This window comes from Thermaerobacillus caldiproteolyticus (genome assembly GCF_013761245.1).
GTDB lineage: Bacteria > Bacillota > Bacilli > Bacillales > Anoxybacillaceae > Thermaerobacillus > Thermaerobacillus caldiproteolyticus.
Genome location: NZ_JACDUT010000013.1, coordinates 66,079 through 83,030, shown reverse-complemented (window position 1 = coordinate 83,030; position 16,952 = coordinate 66,079). Strand labels below are relative to the sequence as shown.

14 protein-coding genes are annotated in these 16,952 nt (G+C 40.4%); 7 read left to right on the top strand and 7 right to left on the bottom strand.

Annotated elements, in window-relative coordinates; genetic code table 11:
• Positions 1-365 precede the first annotated feature (365 nt).
• Positions 366-1,241: a nucleotidyltransferase-like protein gene (locus HNR31_RS16245; RefSeq protein WP_181557233.1), complete on the bottom strand. Its 876-nt coding sequence runs from the start codon at positions 1,239-1,241 to the stop codon at positions 366-368.
• 140 nt (positions 1,242-1,381) lie between these two features.
• Here HNR31_RS16245 and HNR31_RS16240 point away from each other — a divergent pair, with 140 nt between their 5' ends.
• Positions 1,382-1,738 (top strand): YgzB family protein, encoded by a 357-nt coding sequence (locus HNR31_RS16240; RefSeq protein WP_181557232.1) that lies wholly within the window; start codon positions 1,382-1,384, stop codon positions 1,736-1,738.
• 24 nt (positions 1,739-1,762) lie between these two features.
• Here the strand turns inward: HNR31_RS16240 and perR are convergent, their stop codons facing one another.
• The 3 genes from perR to HNR31_RS16225 all read right to left on the bottom strand — a co-directional run bounded on the left by perR (position 1,763) and on the right by HNR31_RS16225 (position 3,386).
• Positions 1,763-2,212 carry a peroxide-responsive transcriptional repressor PerR gene (gene perR, locus HNR31_RS16235; protein ID WP_181557231.1) on the bottom strand — a complete coding sequence of 150 codons (450 nt, stop codon included), beginning with the start codon at positions 2,210-2,212 and terminating at the stop codon, positions 1,763-1,765.
• A 233-nt stretch (positions 2,213-2,445) separates the two neighbouring features.
• On the bottom strand, positions 2,446-2,916 hold the full coding sequence (gene bcp, locus HNR31_RS16230; RefSeq protein ID WP_181557230.1) for a thioredoxin-dependent thiol peroxidase: 471 nt from the start codon (positions 2,914-2,916) through the stop codon (positions 2,446-2,448).
• A 65-nt stretch (positions 2,917-2,981) separates the two neighbouring features.
• Positions 2,982-3,386: a potassium channel family protein gene (locus tag HNR31_RS16225; RefSeq protein ID WP_181557229.1), complete on the bottom strand. Its 405-nt coding sequence runs from the start codon at positions 3,384-3,386 to the stop codon at positions 2,982-2,984.
• Positions 3,387-3,500: 114 nt separating this feature from the next.
• Between HNR31_RS16225 and HNR31_RS16220 the strand changes: the two genes are divergently transcribed.
• From HNR31_RS16220 to HNR31_RS16205, 4 genes are all read left to right on the top strand, one after another.
• Complete coding sequence (locus HNR31_RS16220; RefSeq protein ID WP_181557228.1) at positions 3,501-4,202, top strand: response regulator transcription factor; 702 nt, start codon at positions 3,501-3,503, stop codon at positions 4,200-4,202.
• A complete protein-coding gene (locus HNR31_RS16215; RefSeq protein ID WP_181557227.1) occupies positions 4,199-5,221 on the top strand; it encodes a HAMP domain-containing histidine kinase in 1,023 nt (340 codons plus the stop codon). The genes HNR31_RS16220 and HNR31_RS16215 overlap by 4 nt, the downstream gene beginning before the upstream one ends.
• A gap of 90 nt (positions 5,222-5,311) precedes the next feature.
• Entirely contained in the window at positions 5,312-6,088 is a 777-nt protein-coding gene (locus HNR31_RS16210) for an ABC transporter ATP-binding protein (RefSeq protein ID WP_181557226.1), read from the top strand.
• Positions 6,063-7,997: an FtsX-like permease family protein gene (locus HNR31_RS16205; protein ID WP_181557225.1), complete on the top strand. Its 1,935-nt coding sequence runs from the start codon at positions 6,063-6,065 to the stop codon at positions 7,995-7,997. The genes HNR31_RS16210 and HNR31_RS16205 overlap by 26 nt, the downstream gene beginning before the upstream one ends.
• Before the next feature lie 29 nt (positions 7,998-8,026).
• Here the strand turns inward: HNR31_RS16205 and HNR31_RS16200 are convergent, their stop codons facing one another.
• From HNR31_RS16200 to HNR31_RS16190, 3 genes are read right to left on the bottom strand one after another with little or no spacing between them, the layout of a single operon-like run.
• The gene (locus HNR31_RS16200; protein WP_181557224.1) at positions 8,027-8,812 is read right to left on the bottom strand and encodes an ABC transporter permease; all 786 of its coding nucleotides are present in this window, start codon (positions 8,810-8,812) and stop codon (positions 8,027-8,029) included.
• Positions 8,813-8,821: 9 nt separating this feature from the next.
• On the bottom strand, positions 8,822-9,613 hold the full coding sequence (locus HNR31_RS16195; protein ID WP_181557223.1) for an ABC transporter permease: 792 nt from the start codon (positions 9,611-9,613) through the stop codon (positions 8,822-8,824).
• Positions 9,606-10,613: an ABC transporter ATP-binding protein gene (locus tag HNR31_RS16190; RefSeq protein ID WP_181557222.1), complete on the bottom strand. Its 1,008-nt coding sequence runs from the start codon at positions 10,611-10,613 to the stop codon at positions 9,606-9,608. Before HNR31_RS16190 ends, HNR31_RS16195 begins: the two co-directional genes overlap by 8 nt.
• 121 nt (positions 10,614-10,734) lie before the next feature.
• On the opposite strand from HNR31_RS16190, the gene HNR31_RS16185 reads away from it, so the two are divergent.
• Complete coding sequence (locus tag HNR31_RS16185; protein WP_181557221.1) at positions 10,735-12,027, top strand: glutamate-1-semialdehyde 2,1-aminomutase; 1,293 nt, start codon at positions 10,735-10,737, stop codon at positions 12,025-12,027.
• Positions 12,028-12,312: 285 nt separating this feature from the next.
• Positions 12,313-16,785: a glutamate synthase-related protein gene (locus HNR31_RS16180; protein WP_181557220.1), complete on the top strand. Its 4,473-nt coding sequence runs from the start codon at positions 12,313-12,315 to the stop codon at positions 16,783-16,785.
• Positions 16,786-16,952: the final 167 nt, after the last annotated feature.

The following is a 16,952-nucleotide window of genomic DNA, read 5'->3' as shown; positions in this document are numbered from 1 at the left end:
TTCGTCCTGAGCCAGGATCAAACTCTCCATAGAAAGTTAAACAACCTAGCAAATTGACGTGGACGCTTCGTTTTGTTCAGTTTTCAAAGAACATTTTGAGCGACTTTTTTATAATAACATTCATATTTCTTATCTGTCAACTACTTTTTTATTTCATAACTATTTTTGTAATCAATGTTCCGTAGCGACGTTTTATAATTTATCACCTTTTTATATAGAAGTCAATACTTTTTAAGAATTTTTTTGTCTAGCCTTTGTTGAGGAATGCAAACCTTATCTTCTCTTCATTAAAATTATAAAAGAAAGGCTCTTCTTTATTCTCCTAGTTGAAGAGCCGTGTTCATCTACTAAGTACGGACAAAGCATTATTCTTTATCTTTCAGTTGATAGTAACGATGAAATATATGTGGGCTTTTAGTTGCGACTTTTTCAACGGATAAGATGTTTTTTTCCACCAAATATTCTAACATAATAACAAGATCAACGGAGTACGGTTTAAGCTCCGGGTGTTGGGCAATTTCTGATATGCTCCATGGTTCATCTTTTTGTTTCAATATTTTTCGCAAGTGAGCAGATCCAGACAAAATTCGAGAGTGAATCAAAAATTCACTTGCTAAAAACAAGAGCTCCAATCGTTTCTCTAAAGGCTCTTCACTTCCGACCAATTCCTCATAAAGTTTGTAGATTTGTCCATCGATCTGCTTTATTTGGTTCCATACGGTTACTTCAGGATAAAATCCTTGCTCAATCACTGCTAGTCGCGCTAAATGGTGCAGAGCATGAATTACATGATTGTAAGCATCCAACAGCTGATTGGATTCAAAAAATACTTTGCCATCTGTATACCGTCGGATTAGTTTGGCAAATTCTAATCCCATTTTTAGTTGTCTCGTTTCCTGCGGAAACTCCATCATGCGGTTTCGTAATTGTTGTACATATTCGTTACGATCAAATAAGACCTTCCCATTCAATACCCAGTCGATGACTTTCCGGTTGGAACCGAGAAGGAGCCATTCATTTAATTGTTTCTCATCGACAATGTACAAGGCTGCTTTCTGTTCCTTTGACATGTAATGCTTCATAAAAACAGAATCTGGAATTTCCTTTCCAATAACTAATAAAATGATATCAAATGTATCAGTAATTGCAGAATTATTTATTTTTTTTTCAACCATTAAAATGCCTAGTGTATTGCGATGACTTGCCCGCTCTTGGTAAATAGGGCGCAGTAAATCCTCCATCACTCTTTTCCTCCATATTTCCTAGATATTTTTATGCTTTATTCGACAATAATCGCGAAAATCCTCTTTATGAATTTGTTCAAAATCGACCTGATTGACTAAACTTTATGATATAGTTGTGTGTAGGGGGGACAAATGAAATGGGAATCAAATATTCAAGCAAAATTAACAAGATTCGCACATTTGCTTTAAGTTTAATTTTTGTCGGCTTTATCGTGATGTATATAGGCGTATTTTTTCGCACCTCTATGTTGATTATGACATTATTTATGATTCTAGGACTACTTTTTATTATTGCCAGTACGGTTGTGTATTTTTGGATTGGTATGTTATCGACAAGAACAGTTCAAGTTGTTTGCCCAACCTGCGGCAAAATTACGAAAATGCTTGGAAGGGTCGATATGTGTATGTATTGTAGCGAACCGTTAACGTTAGACCCTGATTTAGCCGGCAAGGAATTTGATGAAAAGTACAACCGTAAAAAGAAAAAAAGCTGATAGCCTATGCTTGCTATCAGCTCTTTAATGACGATGGTGTCCATCTTGACAATCTGGACATGTACCGTAAATTTCCATGCGATGATGACTTACTTTGAATCCTGTTACATGTGCAGCCAATGCCTCAACTTCGTCTAATCCTGGGTAATGGAAATCGACAATTTTGCCACACCGTTCGCAAATCACATGGTAATGATGAGACGTAACAAAATCAAAGCGGCTTGATGAATCACCATATGTTAACTCTTTTACTAGTCCTACCTCTTTAAAAACACGCAAGTTATTGTAAACGGTTGCTACGCTCATATTGGGAAATTTTCCTTCTAGTGCTTTATATATCTCATCTGCTGTCGGGTGTGACATCGAGCTAATTAAATATTCCAATATCGCATGACGTTGCGGAGTAATGCGTACTCCTGTTTGCTTCAACGTATCAAGCGCCTCTTTTAACTGATGATTTTCAGACACCGCCATGCACCTCGCTTCCTTATAAAAAAAGAATTATTATTTTATAATTTTTATAATTAGTCTACAAGCATTTTATATACTTTGTCAATATTCGTATCCTTAATATATGAGTTTGTTCGCTTTTTTAGCATAAAAAATGTGCGGAATATCCTTCCGCACGAACACTGTTTCATTTGAGGTGGGTGTGCTCTACATTAACATACGCAAATCACTACATACTTGTATAGACACATACCCATTTATGTTAAATGTTTTACAATATACGTCAATGCTTCTTCGACATGTCCTTTTACTTTTACGCTCCGCCATTCTTTGACTAGCTTTCCATCTTTATCAATAATAAACGTGGAACGTTCGATTCCCATGTATTCCTTTCCAAAATTTTTCTTTAACTTCCACACGCCATATGTTTCGGCCACTTCATGTTTCTCATCTGCAAGCAGCAAAAACGGCAAATCGTATTTTTCAATAAATTTTTTGTGCCGTTCCACAGAATCTGTACTAACTCCTAAAATCACGGCGTTTAAATCACGAAACTTTCCGTGGTAATCACGAAAATCACACGCTTCCGTCGTACATCCCGGAGTCATATCCTTCGGGTAAAAATACAGCACTACATGTTTTCCATGAAAATCAGAAAGTGCCACCATTTCCCCATTGCTTGCTGGTAATGTAAAATCTGGTGCAGGTTGCCCAATTTGTAGCGACATCTTTTTCCCTCCGCCATTATCATTTCTATCTCTAGCGTAACGAAACAAGAAAAAAATTGCAACGTCTATCTTTTTTCCCAGTCGATCACAGCACGGGCAACAAGAGTTGCTGGCATAATGTAGCCTAATAGCGCCTCGATCACAGCAAGCCATCTTCCTATGCCAATCGGAGTAATGTCGCCATACCCGACTGATAATAACGTCGTGGCGCTCAAATAAAGACTATCTTGAAGAACAGTAAAACATTCATTCGTTGTTCCATCCACTGATTTGATAAACACATCGTGCCCATTGAGTTTAAGCACCATGTATATGAGTCCAAATCCCATCATCATCGTCATATACAAAAAAATGAGAACAAATAAATTTTCTAATGAAATATAACGAGTTGACTTGAATTGTGTTGTCCATATGGAAATCATACTTCCAAGCAAGACCGTTGCCACAATTCCAACAAATGCATACTCCATCTCTCTCACCTCGTACTTGTCCATACATATATACGAAAAAACAAAGTCAAATATTCCCTAAAGAAAGAATTCGTTATAATAGAAGCATGATCGAATGGTGAGGGAGAGGAAAAAATGCATACCATTCTTATTGTAGAAGATGATTATAAAATCGCTTCCATGTTAAAGGAGCACATTGAAAAATATGAATATAAAGTACATATCGCTTCGCAGTTTACCGATATTAAAAAGGAATTTGTCGAATTTTGTCCCCATCTTGTGCTGCTGGATATCAATCTTCCGCGCTTTGACGGTTTTTATTGGTGTCGGCAAATTCGAACCATCTCGAATTGCCCGATCATTTTTATCTCCGCTCGCAGTGATGAGATGAACCAAATCATGGCAATAGAAAATGGAGCTGACGATTATATCACGAAACCGTTTAATTTTGATCTCGTTATGGCCAAAATAAAAAGCTTGCTACGAAGAACGTACGGTTCTTACGCCAATCCGTTGCAGCCACACATATATGAAGTATCAGGACTGTACCTTCTTTATGATCAACATATGGTGCAATGGCATCAACATACGATCGAGCTAACGAAAAAAGAATTTACCTTACTAGAACGTTTGTTAAAAAAGGCAGGAAAAATTGTATCCCGTGAGGAACTTCTTGAGTCGTTATGGGACGATGTTGATTTTGTCGATGACAATACTCTGTCTGTCAACATTACACGCGTTCGCAAAAAGCTGCAACAACTCGGAATCAAAAATGCCATTGAAACCGTTCGTGGAACAGGTTATAAAATCGTAGATACGTGGAGTGAACTATCATGAAATTATTTTTACGTGAGCATATCCCGTTTATGTGTTTTCATTTGATACACGTTTTACTTATTTTATTTATTGTTTATTTATACATGCTAGAGCAATCCTTCCCCCCAACTCGCGGCATTTTTGTTTATCTTACTGTAATAAGCGTAGTATTCCTTTTTCTTTTTTTATCGTTCCGTTACTGGCAACAATATAAAGCATACCAACTGTTATCGTCCACCTTGCGCGGCTTAGATATGAGCATACAAACTTTTGCCCGCTCTCCGTTATTTTTGGCTTTTGAGAAAACACTTCATGACCAGTATAATTTTTACATTCATGAGATCCAATCACTTCGCAAAGAAATGAATGATTTGTCGCTATTTATCAACCAATGGACTCACCAAATGAAAACACCTTTATCTATCATTGATTTGCTTTTACAAAATTATGATATAAAAAGTCAATCAGACCGCGAGTTTTTGAATAGCATGCATGAAGAATTAGAGCGGTTACAACATGGCCTTGAACTTATGCTTTACTCGGAACGAATAAAACAATTCTCGCACGATTTCCATGTAAAACGATTATCTTTAAAGACAATGGTGAGCGATGTCGTTCAACACTACAAACGTGCTTTCATACGCAACCGCATTTACCCAATGATGTCGATTCCTGAAACCATTTTCATTGAGACGGACCAAAAATGGTTTCAGTTTGCCCTTAGTCAAATTGTGACAAACGCGATTAAATACTCAAAAGGAAAAAATCAAAAAATCATTCTTTCTGCTTTGCAACAAGAAAACCAAGTGTTCTTGACGGTCGAAGACTTTGGAGTTGGTATTCCTTCGCAAGATATCAGTCGTGTGTTTGAACCGTTTTTTACAGGGATGAATGGACGGCGCTTTGCCGAATCAACAGGAATGGGATTGTACCTTGTGAAACAAATTTTTGATCGTTTAGGACACGGAATTACTATATCATCTGAGGAAGGAAAAGGAACAAAAGTAACAATCACCTTTTATAATGTGACAAAAATGTAAGATTGCTAGCGAGAATTGTAAGGAAAATCAATAGGTTATTTTTGCCTCCCTTCGTATAATCAATGATAGAAAAACAAGGGAGGTTTTTTTATGGCGATTTTACAAGCAAACTCCATTACGAAAATATATCGCTCAAATTTATCAATTGCTCATCGAGCGTTAGATAATTTCAGTTTATCCATTGAAAAGGGAGAATTTGTCGGAGTAATGGGGCCTTCTGGAAGCGGAAAAACAACCTTGCTTAACATTTTAGCCACCATCGATACTCCTACAACAGGGGAAGTCATAATAGAAGGAACAAATATGGCACATCTATCTAAAAAAGAGCTCGCTTTGTTTCGGAGAAGACAGTTAGGATTCGTTTTTCAAGACTTTAACTTACTAGATACATTAACAATCGGGGAAAATATTATTCTTCCTCTCACATTGGACAAAGTTCCGGTAAAAGAGATGGAGCAGCGATTACAATCGGTAGCCAAAGCATTAGGGATTGATCAGATTTTAGATAAGCGGACATATGAAGTTTCCGGGGGACAACAACAACGAGCAGCCATTGCCCGAGCAATCATTCACGAACCATTGCTTATTTTTGCTGATGAGCCAACAGGGAATCTTGATTCTAAATCTTCTAAGGACGTCATGGACACATTAACTTCATTAAATCAACAACACGGCATCTCCATTATGATAGTGACACATGATCCTTTTGCGGCTAGTTACTGTGAACGGATTGTATTCATTAAAGATGGCAAACTGTTTACCGAAATACGCAAAGGCCGTAACCAACAAGCGTTCTTTCAAGATATTCTCGATGTGCTTTCACTGCTAGGGGGGAATGTGAATGACATTTCGACAGTTCGCCCTTAATAATGTCAAACGAAGCTTCGGACGATATGCTGCATACTTTTTCAGCAGCACCTTTGCTGTTACCGTCTTTTTTATGTATGCCGCATTTATTTTCCATCCTGATGTTGTAAACGGCTCGATTCGTCCATCGGTAAGAAAAGGAATGGTTAGTGCAGAAGTGATTATCTTTCTATTTGCGACTTTCTTTATTTTTTATTCGACGAGTTCATTCTTAAAATTACGTAAAAAAGAGTTTGGCTTGCTTACATTACTAGGAATTACTCGTAGCCAACTAAACAAACTCATTATATTAGAAAATACGATCATTGCTATTTTAGCAATTGTAACCGGCACTGCGTTTGGCGCCTTATTTACTAAAGTCTTTCTTATGATGTTTTCCGTTATTTTAGATTTACAGTCTCCATTGTCTTATTACATTGACTGGAAAGCGATCGCCATAACGGCATCGGTATTCCTTACTATTTTTGAAATCATTACTGTGATGACGTTGACGACCATCCGTTCCAAGCGAGTAATTGATTTATTAAAAGCGGCAAAACAACCAAAAAAGCCGCCTTTCTACTCGATATGGCTTTCCATTTTAGCCACGGTATGTCTAATCATTGGTTACTACTTGGCATATAGTTCGAACATCATACAAATGACGAAACGAGTCATACCAATTTTATGTCTTGTCGTGATCGGAACATACTTTTTATACACCCAAGCAAGCATTGGGCTTCTACGCTTTTACAAAAAACGAAAACGCTCCTACTATCGCGGCACAAACTTAGTGACAGCCGCTGAACTCATCTATAAACTCAAAGATAACGCCAGAATTTTAAGTATGGTAACCATTTTAACAGCGGTCACATTTACATCAACAGGCGTGCTAGCCAATCTGTATTTTGGAAAAAAAGCGGAGGCAGAAGCAAGGCTTCCACATGCTATCGCGCTTGTGTCAAAAACAGGATCTAAAGATTTGTTTGAAGAGACACTCTATATGCTGAAGAGTATTTTGAAGGCTGAACATATTCGTTTCGCTGGCCACCAAGCTACTTTCATTTGTGTATATAATCCTGATCAACCAAATAATTATGTGATGCAAAATCTTCTGCTTATGAGCGTAACAGATTACAACAAATTCGCTGATTTAGCTGGCCAACCACATGTGTCTCTGCCAGAAAATACAGCTACCTTCATGCATCCTACTCCTGATCAGGGATATGAGCCGATTCAAGGAAAACAGATTACCCTTTCCATAAAAAACAGTAATAAAATCGTTACACTTAAATTAAATAAACCAATCAAGCAGCCGGTGATTAATCCTTCAGGATATCTTGGCTATACGTTAGTTGTTCCTGATCCATTGTTTCAGGAATTGAGTCACTTCGCCACCCAAGAAACGACACAATATTATTTTGGTGCATCATATAAAAACTGGGAGTCAAAAACATCGGTAATCGAGAAGCTCAACGATTCCATTAAAAAAAATAAGAACATCGACTATAACATATCGAATAACCGTTTGGAATTTTTTAACTTGATGAAAGAAACTTTCTCGCTTATGCTCTTTATCGGATTTTTTGTCAGCATCCTGTTCTTCTTAGCCGCTGACAGCATTTTATATTTTAAACTGTATAATGATTTGGAACAGGATATAAAACAATACCATTCCCTTGCGAAACTTGGCCTAACAATGAAAGAAATGAAACAGATTGCTGCCAAACAAGTTGCCATTCTCTTTTTCATACCATTTGCCATCGCGACTATCCATGCAGGATTTGCCTTTAAAATGCTGCAAAATATGGTATCAGGTTCAGTGGTAAAAACAAGCGTACTTGTCATTGTGATATTTTTGGCTGTGCAACTGGTTTACTATTTCTTTATTCGCTCTCTGTACATTAAAAAAATTGCAAAAGTCATGTAAAAGGACAGGAAATGATATTCCTGTCCTTCTTAATTTCCTGCTCCGCGATACCGCTTTACTCCTGCGTTCCATAGGAAAACAGCAATTATAAAAAAGATGAGACCCATGACCGGTGTTAAAAATGCATAACCATACCATTCTGTTTTGCCGAGAAAATAAGCGGAAGGATAAACTCCAACGAACGCAAACGGCAAAATCCATGTTAAAATATAGCGAATAAATCGATTGTAAATATCGATGGGGTAACGTCCGTAGTTGCTAATATTGTACATCATCGGCATGATTGAGCTTCTCGCGTCCGACCAAAAGCTAATCGTAGCCAGCGAGATAAACACCCCTGCATACACAAGCGCCCCGCCTAGTACAAAAACGATAAAAACCAAAACATCATACCAATGAAACACTAAATGCAAACGTGCGCTTGCATATATCATAATAATGATTCCGGTCACTCCGCCAAGAAGCGATTCTAACTCCATGCGTTCAAGAATGATTTGAAACAAGCTGTGCACTGGACGCGTCAGCACACGATCCATTTCACCGCGCACAATATAGCGCTCATTAAAATCCCAAATGTTAAAAAATGCTCCGAACACCGCGTATGGCACTAAGAAAAAGCCGTAAATAAACAGAATTTCATCGCGTGTCCACCCATGTAACAGCTGCGTGTGACCAAATACAACAAGAATAAAAATTAAATTCACCGCCTGAAACATAAGGTCTGACACAAACTCAACAATTAAGTCAGTGCGATATTGCAATTTCGTCTTTATATATTGCGCCATATATTGAAAAAACACAGATACATAAAACATTGACTCACCTCACCCTCCTTGAATGACAAGCTGTTTTTTCGCCGCTCGCCACAACAACCGAATCGGGATGAGCAACATCACACTCCAAACAAGTTGAAATAGCAATCCATCAATAACCGCCTGACCTTGAAAACTCTCCGTAACAATCATGCTTGGAATATAGCTGATGCCTTGAAAAGGAAAATATTTCATCACCTCTTGCGCCCAAGCAGGATAAAAACTAATCGGCAAAATTAAACCGGAAAATAAATCGATGATAAACCGTTTTGCACGCAACAACCCTTCATTATTGAGAGTAAAAAACGTGACAACGCCCGCAAGCAAATTCAGCTCCGAATTAATGATGAAACTTAACGTAATCGACAGAGCAAAATATATCCATGTACTTACATTCGTTGAAAAATGAAGAGGAAAAAGAAAAATGACAATGATCATGCCAGGAAGCGAAAGAAACAATAACCGAAATATCCCCTCTCCTAGCCCTTGCATTGTCTTCATTCCTAGGTAACTATAAGGACGGATCAATTCGACCGCCACTTTTCCTTCCTTAATCTCCATAGCAATTTCACGATCAATATTATTAAAATAAAACGCGCGCGCCATCCAGGAAACAGCGACATACGTCGTCATTTGCTCAATTGACATTCCTTGAATTGACGGCTTGTCACTATAAATCGCTGACCAGAGAAAATAGTACGCTCCGATATTAATGCTGTAAATGAGAATACCGGTGTAGTAATTCGTACGATAAGCGAGCATCATTAAAAAACGAATGCGAATCATTTCGATATATTTATCCATGGACAACACCTTCTTCATAGATGTTGCGGATAATTTCTTCTGTTGAAATTTCGTTAATGTTCATGTCTTGAATGTCATAACCGGAAACAACGCGGCTAATCACTTCAGGCACAAGAGACGGTGACACATGAGCGACCCAAGCATTGGCCTGCTCCCCTTTTCTCCATTTGACTGGTAATCCGTTTGTTAGCGCGTACAAGGCGTCCAGCCTGATTTCATTTGCAAACGTAAATTGAAGTTGTTTTCCTTCTCCCCAATTTGCTTTTAGGCGCTGCAATGAACCGTCGTAAATAATTTTCCCTTCATCGAGCATAATGACGCGCTCGCATAACGCTTCGATATCGGAAATGTCATGGGTCGTCAATAAAATCGTTGTGTTATATTTTTCATTGATTTCTTTTAAAAACTTGCGGATTTTGAGTTTCACTAACACATCTAATCCAATCGTCGGCTCGTCTAAAAACAAAAGCGGTGGATTATGGATAAGAGCAGCTGCCAGCTCACAGCGCATCCGTTGCCCAAGAGACAGCTTGCGAACAGGCTTGTCTAGCAGCGGACCGATATCAAGCGTGTCAATGACATGTTCCATATGTTCTTTATAATCCCGATCAGATACGCGGTACACTTTTTTCAACAAACGAAACGACTCTTGTACAGCAATATCCCACCATAATTGCGAGCGCTGTCCGAAGACCACACCAATCGTTCGCACGAATGCTTCCCGTTCTTTATGCGGAATCATTCCGTTCACAATGACCTTCCCCGAAGTCGGCGTCAAAATTCCAGTCAACATTTTAATCGTTGTTGATTTCCCCGCGCCGTTTTCTCCGATATATCCGACCATTTCTCCTTGCTTAACGGTAAACGAAATATCATTGACAGCACGAATGATTTTATAGTTTCTCGTGAATAAGTCGCGAAACGCTCCTATTAGTCCTGCACGACTCGAATATGATTTAAATTCTTTACGCAGTTTTTCCACTTCAATTGCATTGACCATTTTCACTACCTCCACATAGGCAATAGTTTATCCAAAGTCGAAATGAGAAACAAATTGTATGCTCAAACAAATATGTTAGAATAGTAAGCAGTAAAGAAACTCGTTTAGGAGGCTTTCAAGCATGCAATTCACTAAATCTGAACAGCTATATAAAGAAGCGTTAGAACATATTGTTGGCGGCGTCAACAGCCCTTCCCGCTCGTATAAAGCGGTCGGCGGCGGTGCTCCGGTCGTGATGGAACGCGCGCAAGGCGCTTATTTTTGGGACGTTGACGGCAACAAATATATTGACTACTTAGCGGCATACGGACCAATTATTACCGGACATGCCCATCCGCACATTACAAAAGCAATTCAACGTGCGGCAGAAAATGGAGTATTATACGGGACTCCGACTCCATATGAAATCACGTTTGCGAAAATGTTGAAAGAAGCCATTCCTTCATTGGAAAAAGTTCGTTTCGTCAACTCGGGAACAGAAGCGGTCATGACAACGATTCGCGTCGCACGCGCCTATACAGGGCGTGACAAAATCATCAAATTTGCTGGCTGCTATCACGGTCACTCTGATCTTGTCCTTGTCGCGGCAGGCTCAGGTCCGTCTACGTTAGGAACTCCTGACTCCGCCGGTGTACCAAAAAGTATCGCCCAAGAAGTTATCACCGTCCCATTTAACGATATTGATTCGTTCAAACAGGCGATCGAAACATGGGGCGATCAAGTTGCCGCGGTACTTGTTGAGCCGATTGTCGGCAACTTCGGTATCGTTGAACCAAAGCCTGGTTTTCTTGAAGCGATCAATGAATTAGCCCACCAAGCAGGAGCGCTTGTTATTTATGATGAAGTTATTACCGCGTTTCGCTTTATGTACGGAGGAGCGCAAGATTTATTAGGAGTGAAGCCAGATTTAACCGCACTTGGAAAAATTATCGGCGGCGGGCTGCCGATTGGGGCATACGGCGGACGCCAGGATATTATGGAACAAGTCGCCCCGCTCGGTCCGGCGTACCAAGCGGGAACGATGGCAGGAAACCCTGCTTCTATCCTCGCTGGCATCGCTTGCCTAGAAGTGTTGCAACAAGATGGGGTTTACGAGCATCTTGATCGTCTCGGTTCAATGCTTGAAAAAGGCATTTTAGCCCACGCCAAAACATATGATATTCCGATTACAATTAACCGTCTTAAAGGTGCATTAACCGTATATTTCACAACGGAAAAAGTAGAAAACTACGAACAAGCAGAACGAACAGACGGGGAAATGTTTGCGAAATTTTTCAAGCTCATGTTAAAACAAGGAATCAACCTCGCCCCTTCCAAATATGAGGCATGGTTCATTACCCTCGCTCATACAGAAAAAGATATCCAGTATACACTCGAAGCGGTTGAAAATGCATTCAAATCATTAAAAAAATGAATAAATATGCAAAAACAAACAGAGGGGAAAAAGCCCCTCTGTTTTTATATCCCCTCTATTGAAATCGTTTACAATAAGTTACGTTTTCCTTTCCTCCAATGTGAATATTCTATCCTAAAAATGAATAAATAATTGATTTCATCTTTCGAACATGGTAAGATAGACTATAAATTCTGAAAATTCTTACCCCCCTTATCGTTATCCATTCTACACTTCTTATAGAAAGATTGCTCACAGGAGGTGAACGGCAAGAGGTGGGCTCCTCCCACTTTAACGCCACTCAGTATGAAACAACGTTGGAATCCAAGCCTTTTTAAAGCCTTCCATCACGCAGAACACGATGCCTGTGGAATTGTTTCTGCCATCGAAAAACGTCGCATCCCGACACGAGACAACATAATGACATGTATCAATGCTCTTGTAAAAATGAACCATCGCGCTGGTTTTATTAACGGGGAAGGAGACGGAGTCGGCATTCATATCGATATACCAAGAAAACTTTGGATGGAAAAGTTAGCAAATGTAGGACAAAATCCAGAAATTGCTAATAGCGATAGTTTTACAGTCGGCCATATTTTCATTAATCGTTCTGCGGATGTAGAAGACGCAAAGACAAAAATGAAACATTTGTTTAAAAAATTTCGTTTGTCTCTTATTTTTGAATCTGACAGCGTTACGTCTTCTAGCGCATTAGGACCCATTGCATTGCGACAAGAGCCTGTTTTCTGGCAAGTGGCTTTGCTGCCAAACGATCGCAATCATCTTGTACAACGTCTATTCGATTTGCTTATCGAAATTGAAGAAGACGAAAACGTCCATGTTGCGTCATTAAGCAACTTCCATGTCGTCTACAAAGTGATGGGAGCTGGTGATATTTTACCAAAATATTATCACGACCTAGCCAGCCCGCTTGTCGCTTCTACAATGACATTAGGACATAACCGTTATTCAACTAATACGCTTTCGAACTTTTTCCGTGTTCAACCGTTTAGCGTATTAGGGCACAACGGAGAAATTAATACGATAGCAAAACTCCGTGACGAAGCAACAATGATTGATGTCCCATTAACGAATGGCGGCAGTGATTCACAAGATTTAAGCCGCACAATGGAGACACTCATTTGCCGTCACGGCTATAGCTTATTTGAAACAATAGATATACTGTTCCCACCCATTATTAATGAGATGAAGTCATATCCAGCTCATCTTCAAGATTTATATACTTATATTCGCGAGGCTTGGGGGCACTTTGCCCAAGGCCCAGCCGGTATCATCTCTCGCTATGGGGATGAAGCGGTATTTAGCGTTGATGCCCTTGGATTGCGTCCGCTTTGGAAATTAGAAACAGAAGAACGATTTATTTTCTCTTCAGAGCCGGGTATCATTCCAGCAAGTGAATATACAGGCGAGCCAAAACCGCTTGCGCCAGGTGAAAAAGTCGGGCTGAAATGGTCAGATGATGGTTCCATTCAAGTATTTGAATACGCACGATTTCAAGAAGAAGTATATACGCGCTTTTCCAAACGGTTCGATATTACGAACTTCCGAAAACGCCTTGATCCCCCTTTTTTAGACAAACAGATTTTTGTAGCAGCCCCTACAAAGGTACACAACGGTCAATACGCTGCGTTCGGCTGGGATCGTGAACATATTCAACTTCTTGAACAAATGGCGGAAAAAGGAGCAGAACCCATTCGATCCCTAGGTCATGACGCACCGCTTGCGGCGATTGATCCGAATAGGAAAAATCTTGCTGACTTCATTAAAGAAAGCGTTGCTGTTGTGACAAATCCAGCGATTGACCGCGACCGCGAAACGGAGCACTTCTCAACAAGAACCATTGTCGGAAAACGGCCGTCGTTACTGGAGGCAACAGAAGCATCGTATGTGATTGAGCTAGGCTCACCTATTCTCATTGAAGGCAAAATAGGCTATGATTGTGCAACAGAATTAGGCCATCCTTCTTATGATCAAATTGTCTATTCGTTCCAGTCGAAAAAACTATCATACGTGCTTTCAGCAACCTTTACGGCGGACGAAACCATTAAGGAAGCGTTGCAGCGCCTCTCTCATGAAGCATGCGAAGCCGTTCGTTCCGGCAAAACATTGCTGATCATTGATGATTCCGAAGCACACCAAAACGGAAATTTATGGATTGATCCGTTACTGATTACATCAGCGATTGATCAATCATTAACAGAAAATGGATTGCGACGCGATTGTTCCATTTTACTTCGCTCCGGTGCAATTCGCTCACTTCACGATTTCATTGTAGCCTATGGATTAGGAGCAAACATCATCAGCCCATATTTAATGTTTGCGACGGTCGCAGCAGAAGAATCTCTGAAACCAGTTGTCAACTTGTTTAATGCGCTCAATAAAGGCTTAGAGAAAGTCATTTCAACGATCGGTATTCATGAGTTGAGAGGATATAGCCGCCTCTTTTCTTCCATCGGCTTACACAATGAAATTGCTGACGTGCTAAAGATTGTGAACTTCTTCGGTTCCAATTCGTTAAAATACGATTTTCAAGCACTGAAGGAAGATGCGCTTGCCCGTGCGGAAGACTATGTCAACGAAAACGCGAAGCCAAGAAAAACATTCCATCTCTTGCCGCGCGTTTGGAAAGCGATTGGCGAAGTGGCACAAACCGGATCATATGATAACTATCGCGAAAAATTGAACGAGCTAGAAACAGAAACACCAACGACGATTCGCCATTTACTCGATTTGAAGAAAACAGGAAAAGACGTCCCTGTGGAAAAAGTCGATATTAGCGTTGGCGATCATAGCCTGCCATTTGTTATCGCCTCTATGTCGTTTGGTTCGCAAAACGAAGTGGCGTTCCGCGCTTACGCTGAAGCAGCAGATCGACTAAACATGGTCAGCTTAAACGGTGAAGGCGGCGAAATTAAAGATATGCTTGGCAAATATCCGCGCACACGCGGCCAGCAAATCGCCTCTGGTCGTTTCGGTGTGAACGTGGAGCTATTAAACTCTTCAAATCTATTAGAAATTAAAATCGGGCAAGGGGCAAAACCGGGGGAAGGCGGTCACCTCCCAGGTTCAAAAGTTACTGCAAAAATCGCTGAAGCCCGTAATGCAACAATCGGTTCTGACCTAATTTCACCATCGAATAATCATGATATTTATTCAATTGAAGACTTGGCGCAAATGATTGCCGAGCTCAAAACGGCCAATGATAAAGCAAAAGTTGCCGTTAAAGTACCTGTTGTACCAAACATCGGGACAATTGCCGTCGGCATCGCTAAAGCAGGCGCAGATATTATTACATTGAGCGGCTTCGATGGGGGAACAGGAGCAGCGCGTATTCACGCATTACAGTACGTTGGGCTGCCGGTCGAAATCGGCGTAAAAGCCGCGCATAATGCCTTATTAGAAGCGGGATTGCGAAATAAAGTCGAAATCTGGGCAGACGGCGGCATTAAAAGTGCTCTTGACGTCATTAAAGTGATGCTGCTTGGAGCGAATCGAATCGGCTTCGGCACCCTTTCGATGATTGCGATTGGCTGTACGACATGCCGAGGCTGTCATCTAGATACTTGCCATGTCGGCATCGCAACGCAAATCGAGTCAGAAGCACAAGCCAAAGAGCATGGATTGCGTCGATTCGTTCCTCGGCAATTCGATTCAGCGGTTCGAGGATTAATGAATTTATTTACTTCATTTGGAAACGAGCTTAAAGCCTTAACGGCTGCGCTCGGATACGAACGATTACAAGATCTTGTCGGCCGTTCAGATTTATTAGAACAGACAAGAGGCCTAGAGCAAATGAATTTAACGAATTTGCTTGAAGTGTTAGAAGTCGAACAATTTGCTCAAAAAGAAGTCGCTGCAAGCATCGAGGAATCGCAATTGCTTGTGGCCGCTGGAGCTGAGTATCTCGATTACCATGTTGAAGATTTACAGCGCTCTCGTGAATTTACAACGGTCACTTCCGAGCAACGCGTCCTTGGTAGCCGCGTGTCTTGCCATCGCATTCGTGGCCGTCTTGATGGATCTTATAAAAAATTACCAAACATCATATTGCGTTACAAAAAAGGGTCTATTCCAGGAAACGGTCTTGGCGCTTACAACAGCCACGGCATTCACATTCACGTCGACGGCGGTGGGCAAGATGGAATCGGAAAAACAGTATTTGGCGGCAGCATTCTCATTTTTAAAGCAAAAGGAAAAGACGGAAAGTTTTATAACGGTTCTGTTGGAAAAGGATTCGGCTACGGTGCACAAAAAGGGCTGTTAGTAGCTCAAGGAAATGCAGATGCCCGTGCTGGCATTCGTCTCTCAGGTGCCGATATGATTATCGGTGGCCAAGTGACAACACCAATCCCAGAACAAGAACATGGAAATATCGGTGCACGCGCCAATATTAAAGGATTTGCCTTTGAATATATGACAAACGGACGCGGCCTTGTTCTTGGTGACCCAGGTCCATGGATTTGTGCCGGTATGACAGGTGGAGTCGTCTACTTACGTCATCAGCCGGAGATGGGATTAACCAAAGCCGCGCTTGAACGCCGTATTGCAAAAGGAGCGCAGGTACGCATCGAGCGGTTAAATGAACAAGGTAAAGAAGATGTCAAAGAATTGCTTTTCAAATATATCGCTTTACTTATCGAACATGAACAACATGAAGAAGCAGATTCATTAAAACCTTTACTTGAGAAACCAGAAGATCACTTCTTCCAAGTCATCCCAACAAAAGAACAAGCTGATCCTTCTGTTTCTACTGAATAATGCAAGAAAAAAGGGCATCTCGTTGCTAACGAGATGCCCTTTTTTCTTGTTCATCCCTCCGTTGATTAGGGCATATATATAGTACCGTTGTTTTCCTCTTGATATTGTGGATAAAACAGTGTATATTACTGAATTGTTTAAGTGAAATAAGAAGGAAGGGTTTGAAT

Excerpts from the sequence above, each read along its gene's own strand:
- HNR31_RS16225 (WP_181557229.1), bottom strand. The coding sequence starts at position 3,386 with ATGGAGTATGCATTTGTTGGAATTGTGGCAACGGTCTTGCTTGGAAGT.
- HNR31_RS16210 (WP_181557226.1), top strand. The coding sequence starts at position 5,312 with ATGGCGATTTTACAAGCAAACTCCATTACGAAAATATATCGCTCAAAT.
- HNR31_RS16200 (WP_181557224.1), bottom strand. The coding sequence starts at position 8,812 with ATGTTTTATGTATCTGTGTTTTTTCAATATATGGCGCAATATATAAAG.
- HNR31_RS16220 (WP_181557228.1), top strand. The coding sequence starts at position 3,501 with ATGCATACCATTCTTATTGTAGAAGATGATTATAAAATCGCTTCCATG.
- HNR31_RS16180 (WP_181557220.1), top strand. The coding sequence starts at position 12,313 with ATGAAACAACGTTGGAATCCAAGCCTTTTTAAAGCCTTCCATCACGCA.
- HNR31_RS16215 (WP_181557227.1), top strand. The coding sequence starts at position 4,199 with ATGAAATTATTTTTACGTGAGCATATCCCGTTTATGTGTTTTCATTTG.
- HNR31_RS16195 (WP_181557223.1), bottom strand. The coding sequence starts at position 9,613 with ATGGATAAATATATCGAAATGATTCGCATTCGTTTTTTAATGATGCTC.
- HNR31_RS16205 (WP_181557225.1), top strand. The coding sequence starts at position 6,063 with ATGACATTTCGACAGTTCGCCCTTAATAATGTCAAACGAAGCTTCGGA.
- bcp (WP_181557230.1), bottom strand. The coding sequence starts at position 2,916 with ATGTCGCTACAAATTGGGCAACCTGCACCAGATTTTACATTACCAGCA.
- perR (WP_181557231.1), bottom strand. The coding sequence starts at position 2,212 with ATGGCGGTGTCTGAAAATCATCAGTTAAAAGAGGCGCTTGATACGTTG.
- HNR31_RS16245 (WP_181557233.1), bottom strand. The coding sequence starts at position 1,241 with ATGGAGGATTTACTGCGCCCTATTTACCAAGAGCGGGCAAGTCATCGC.
- HNR31_RS16185 (WP_181557221.1), top strand. The coding sequence starts at position 10,735 with ATGCAATTCACTAAATCTGAACAGCTATATAAAGAAGCGTTAGAACAT.
- HNR31_RS16190 (WP_181557222.1), bottom strand. The coding sequence starts at position 10,613 with ATGGTCAATGCAATTGAAGTGGAAAAACTGCGTAAAGAATTTAAATCA.
- HNR31_RS16240 (WP_181557232.1), top strand. The coding sequence starts at position 1,382 with ATGGGAATCAAATATTCAAGCAAAATTAACAAGATTCGCACATTTGCT.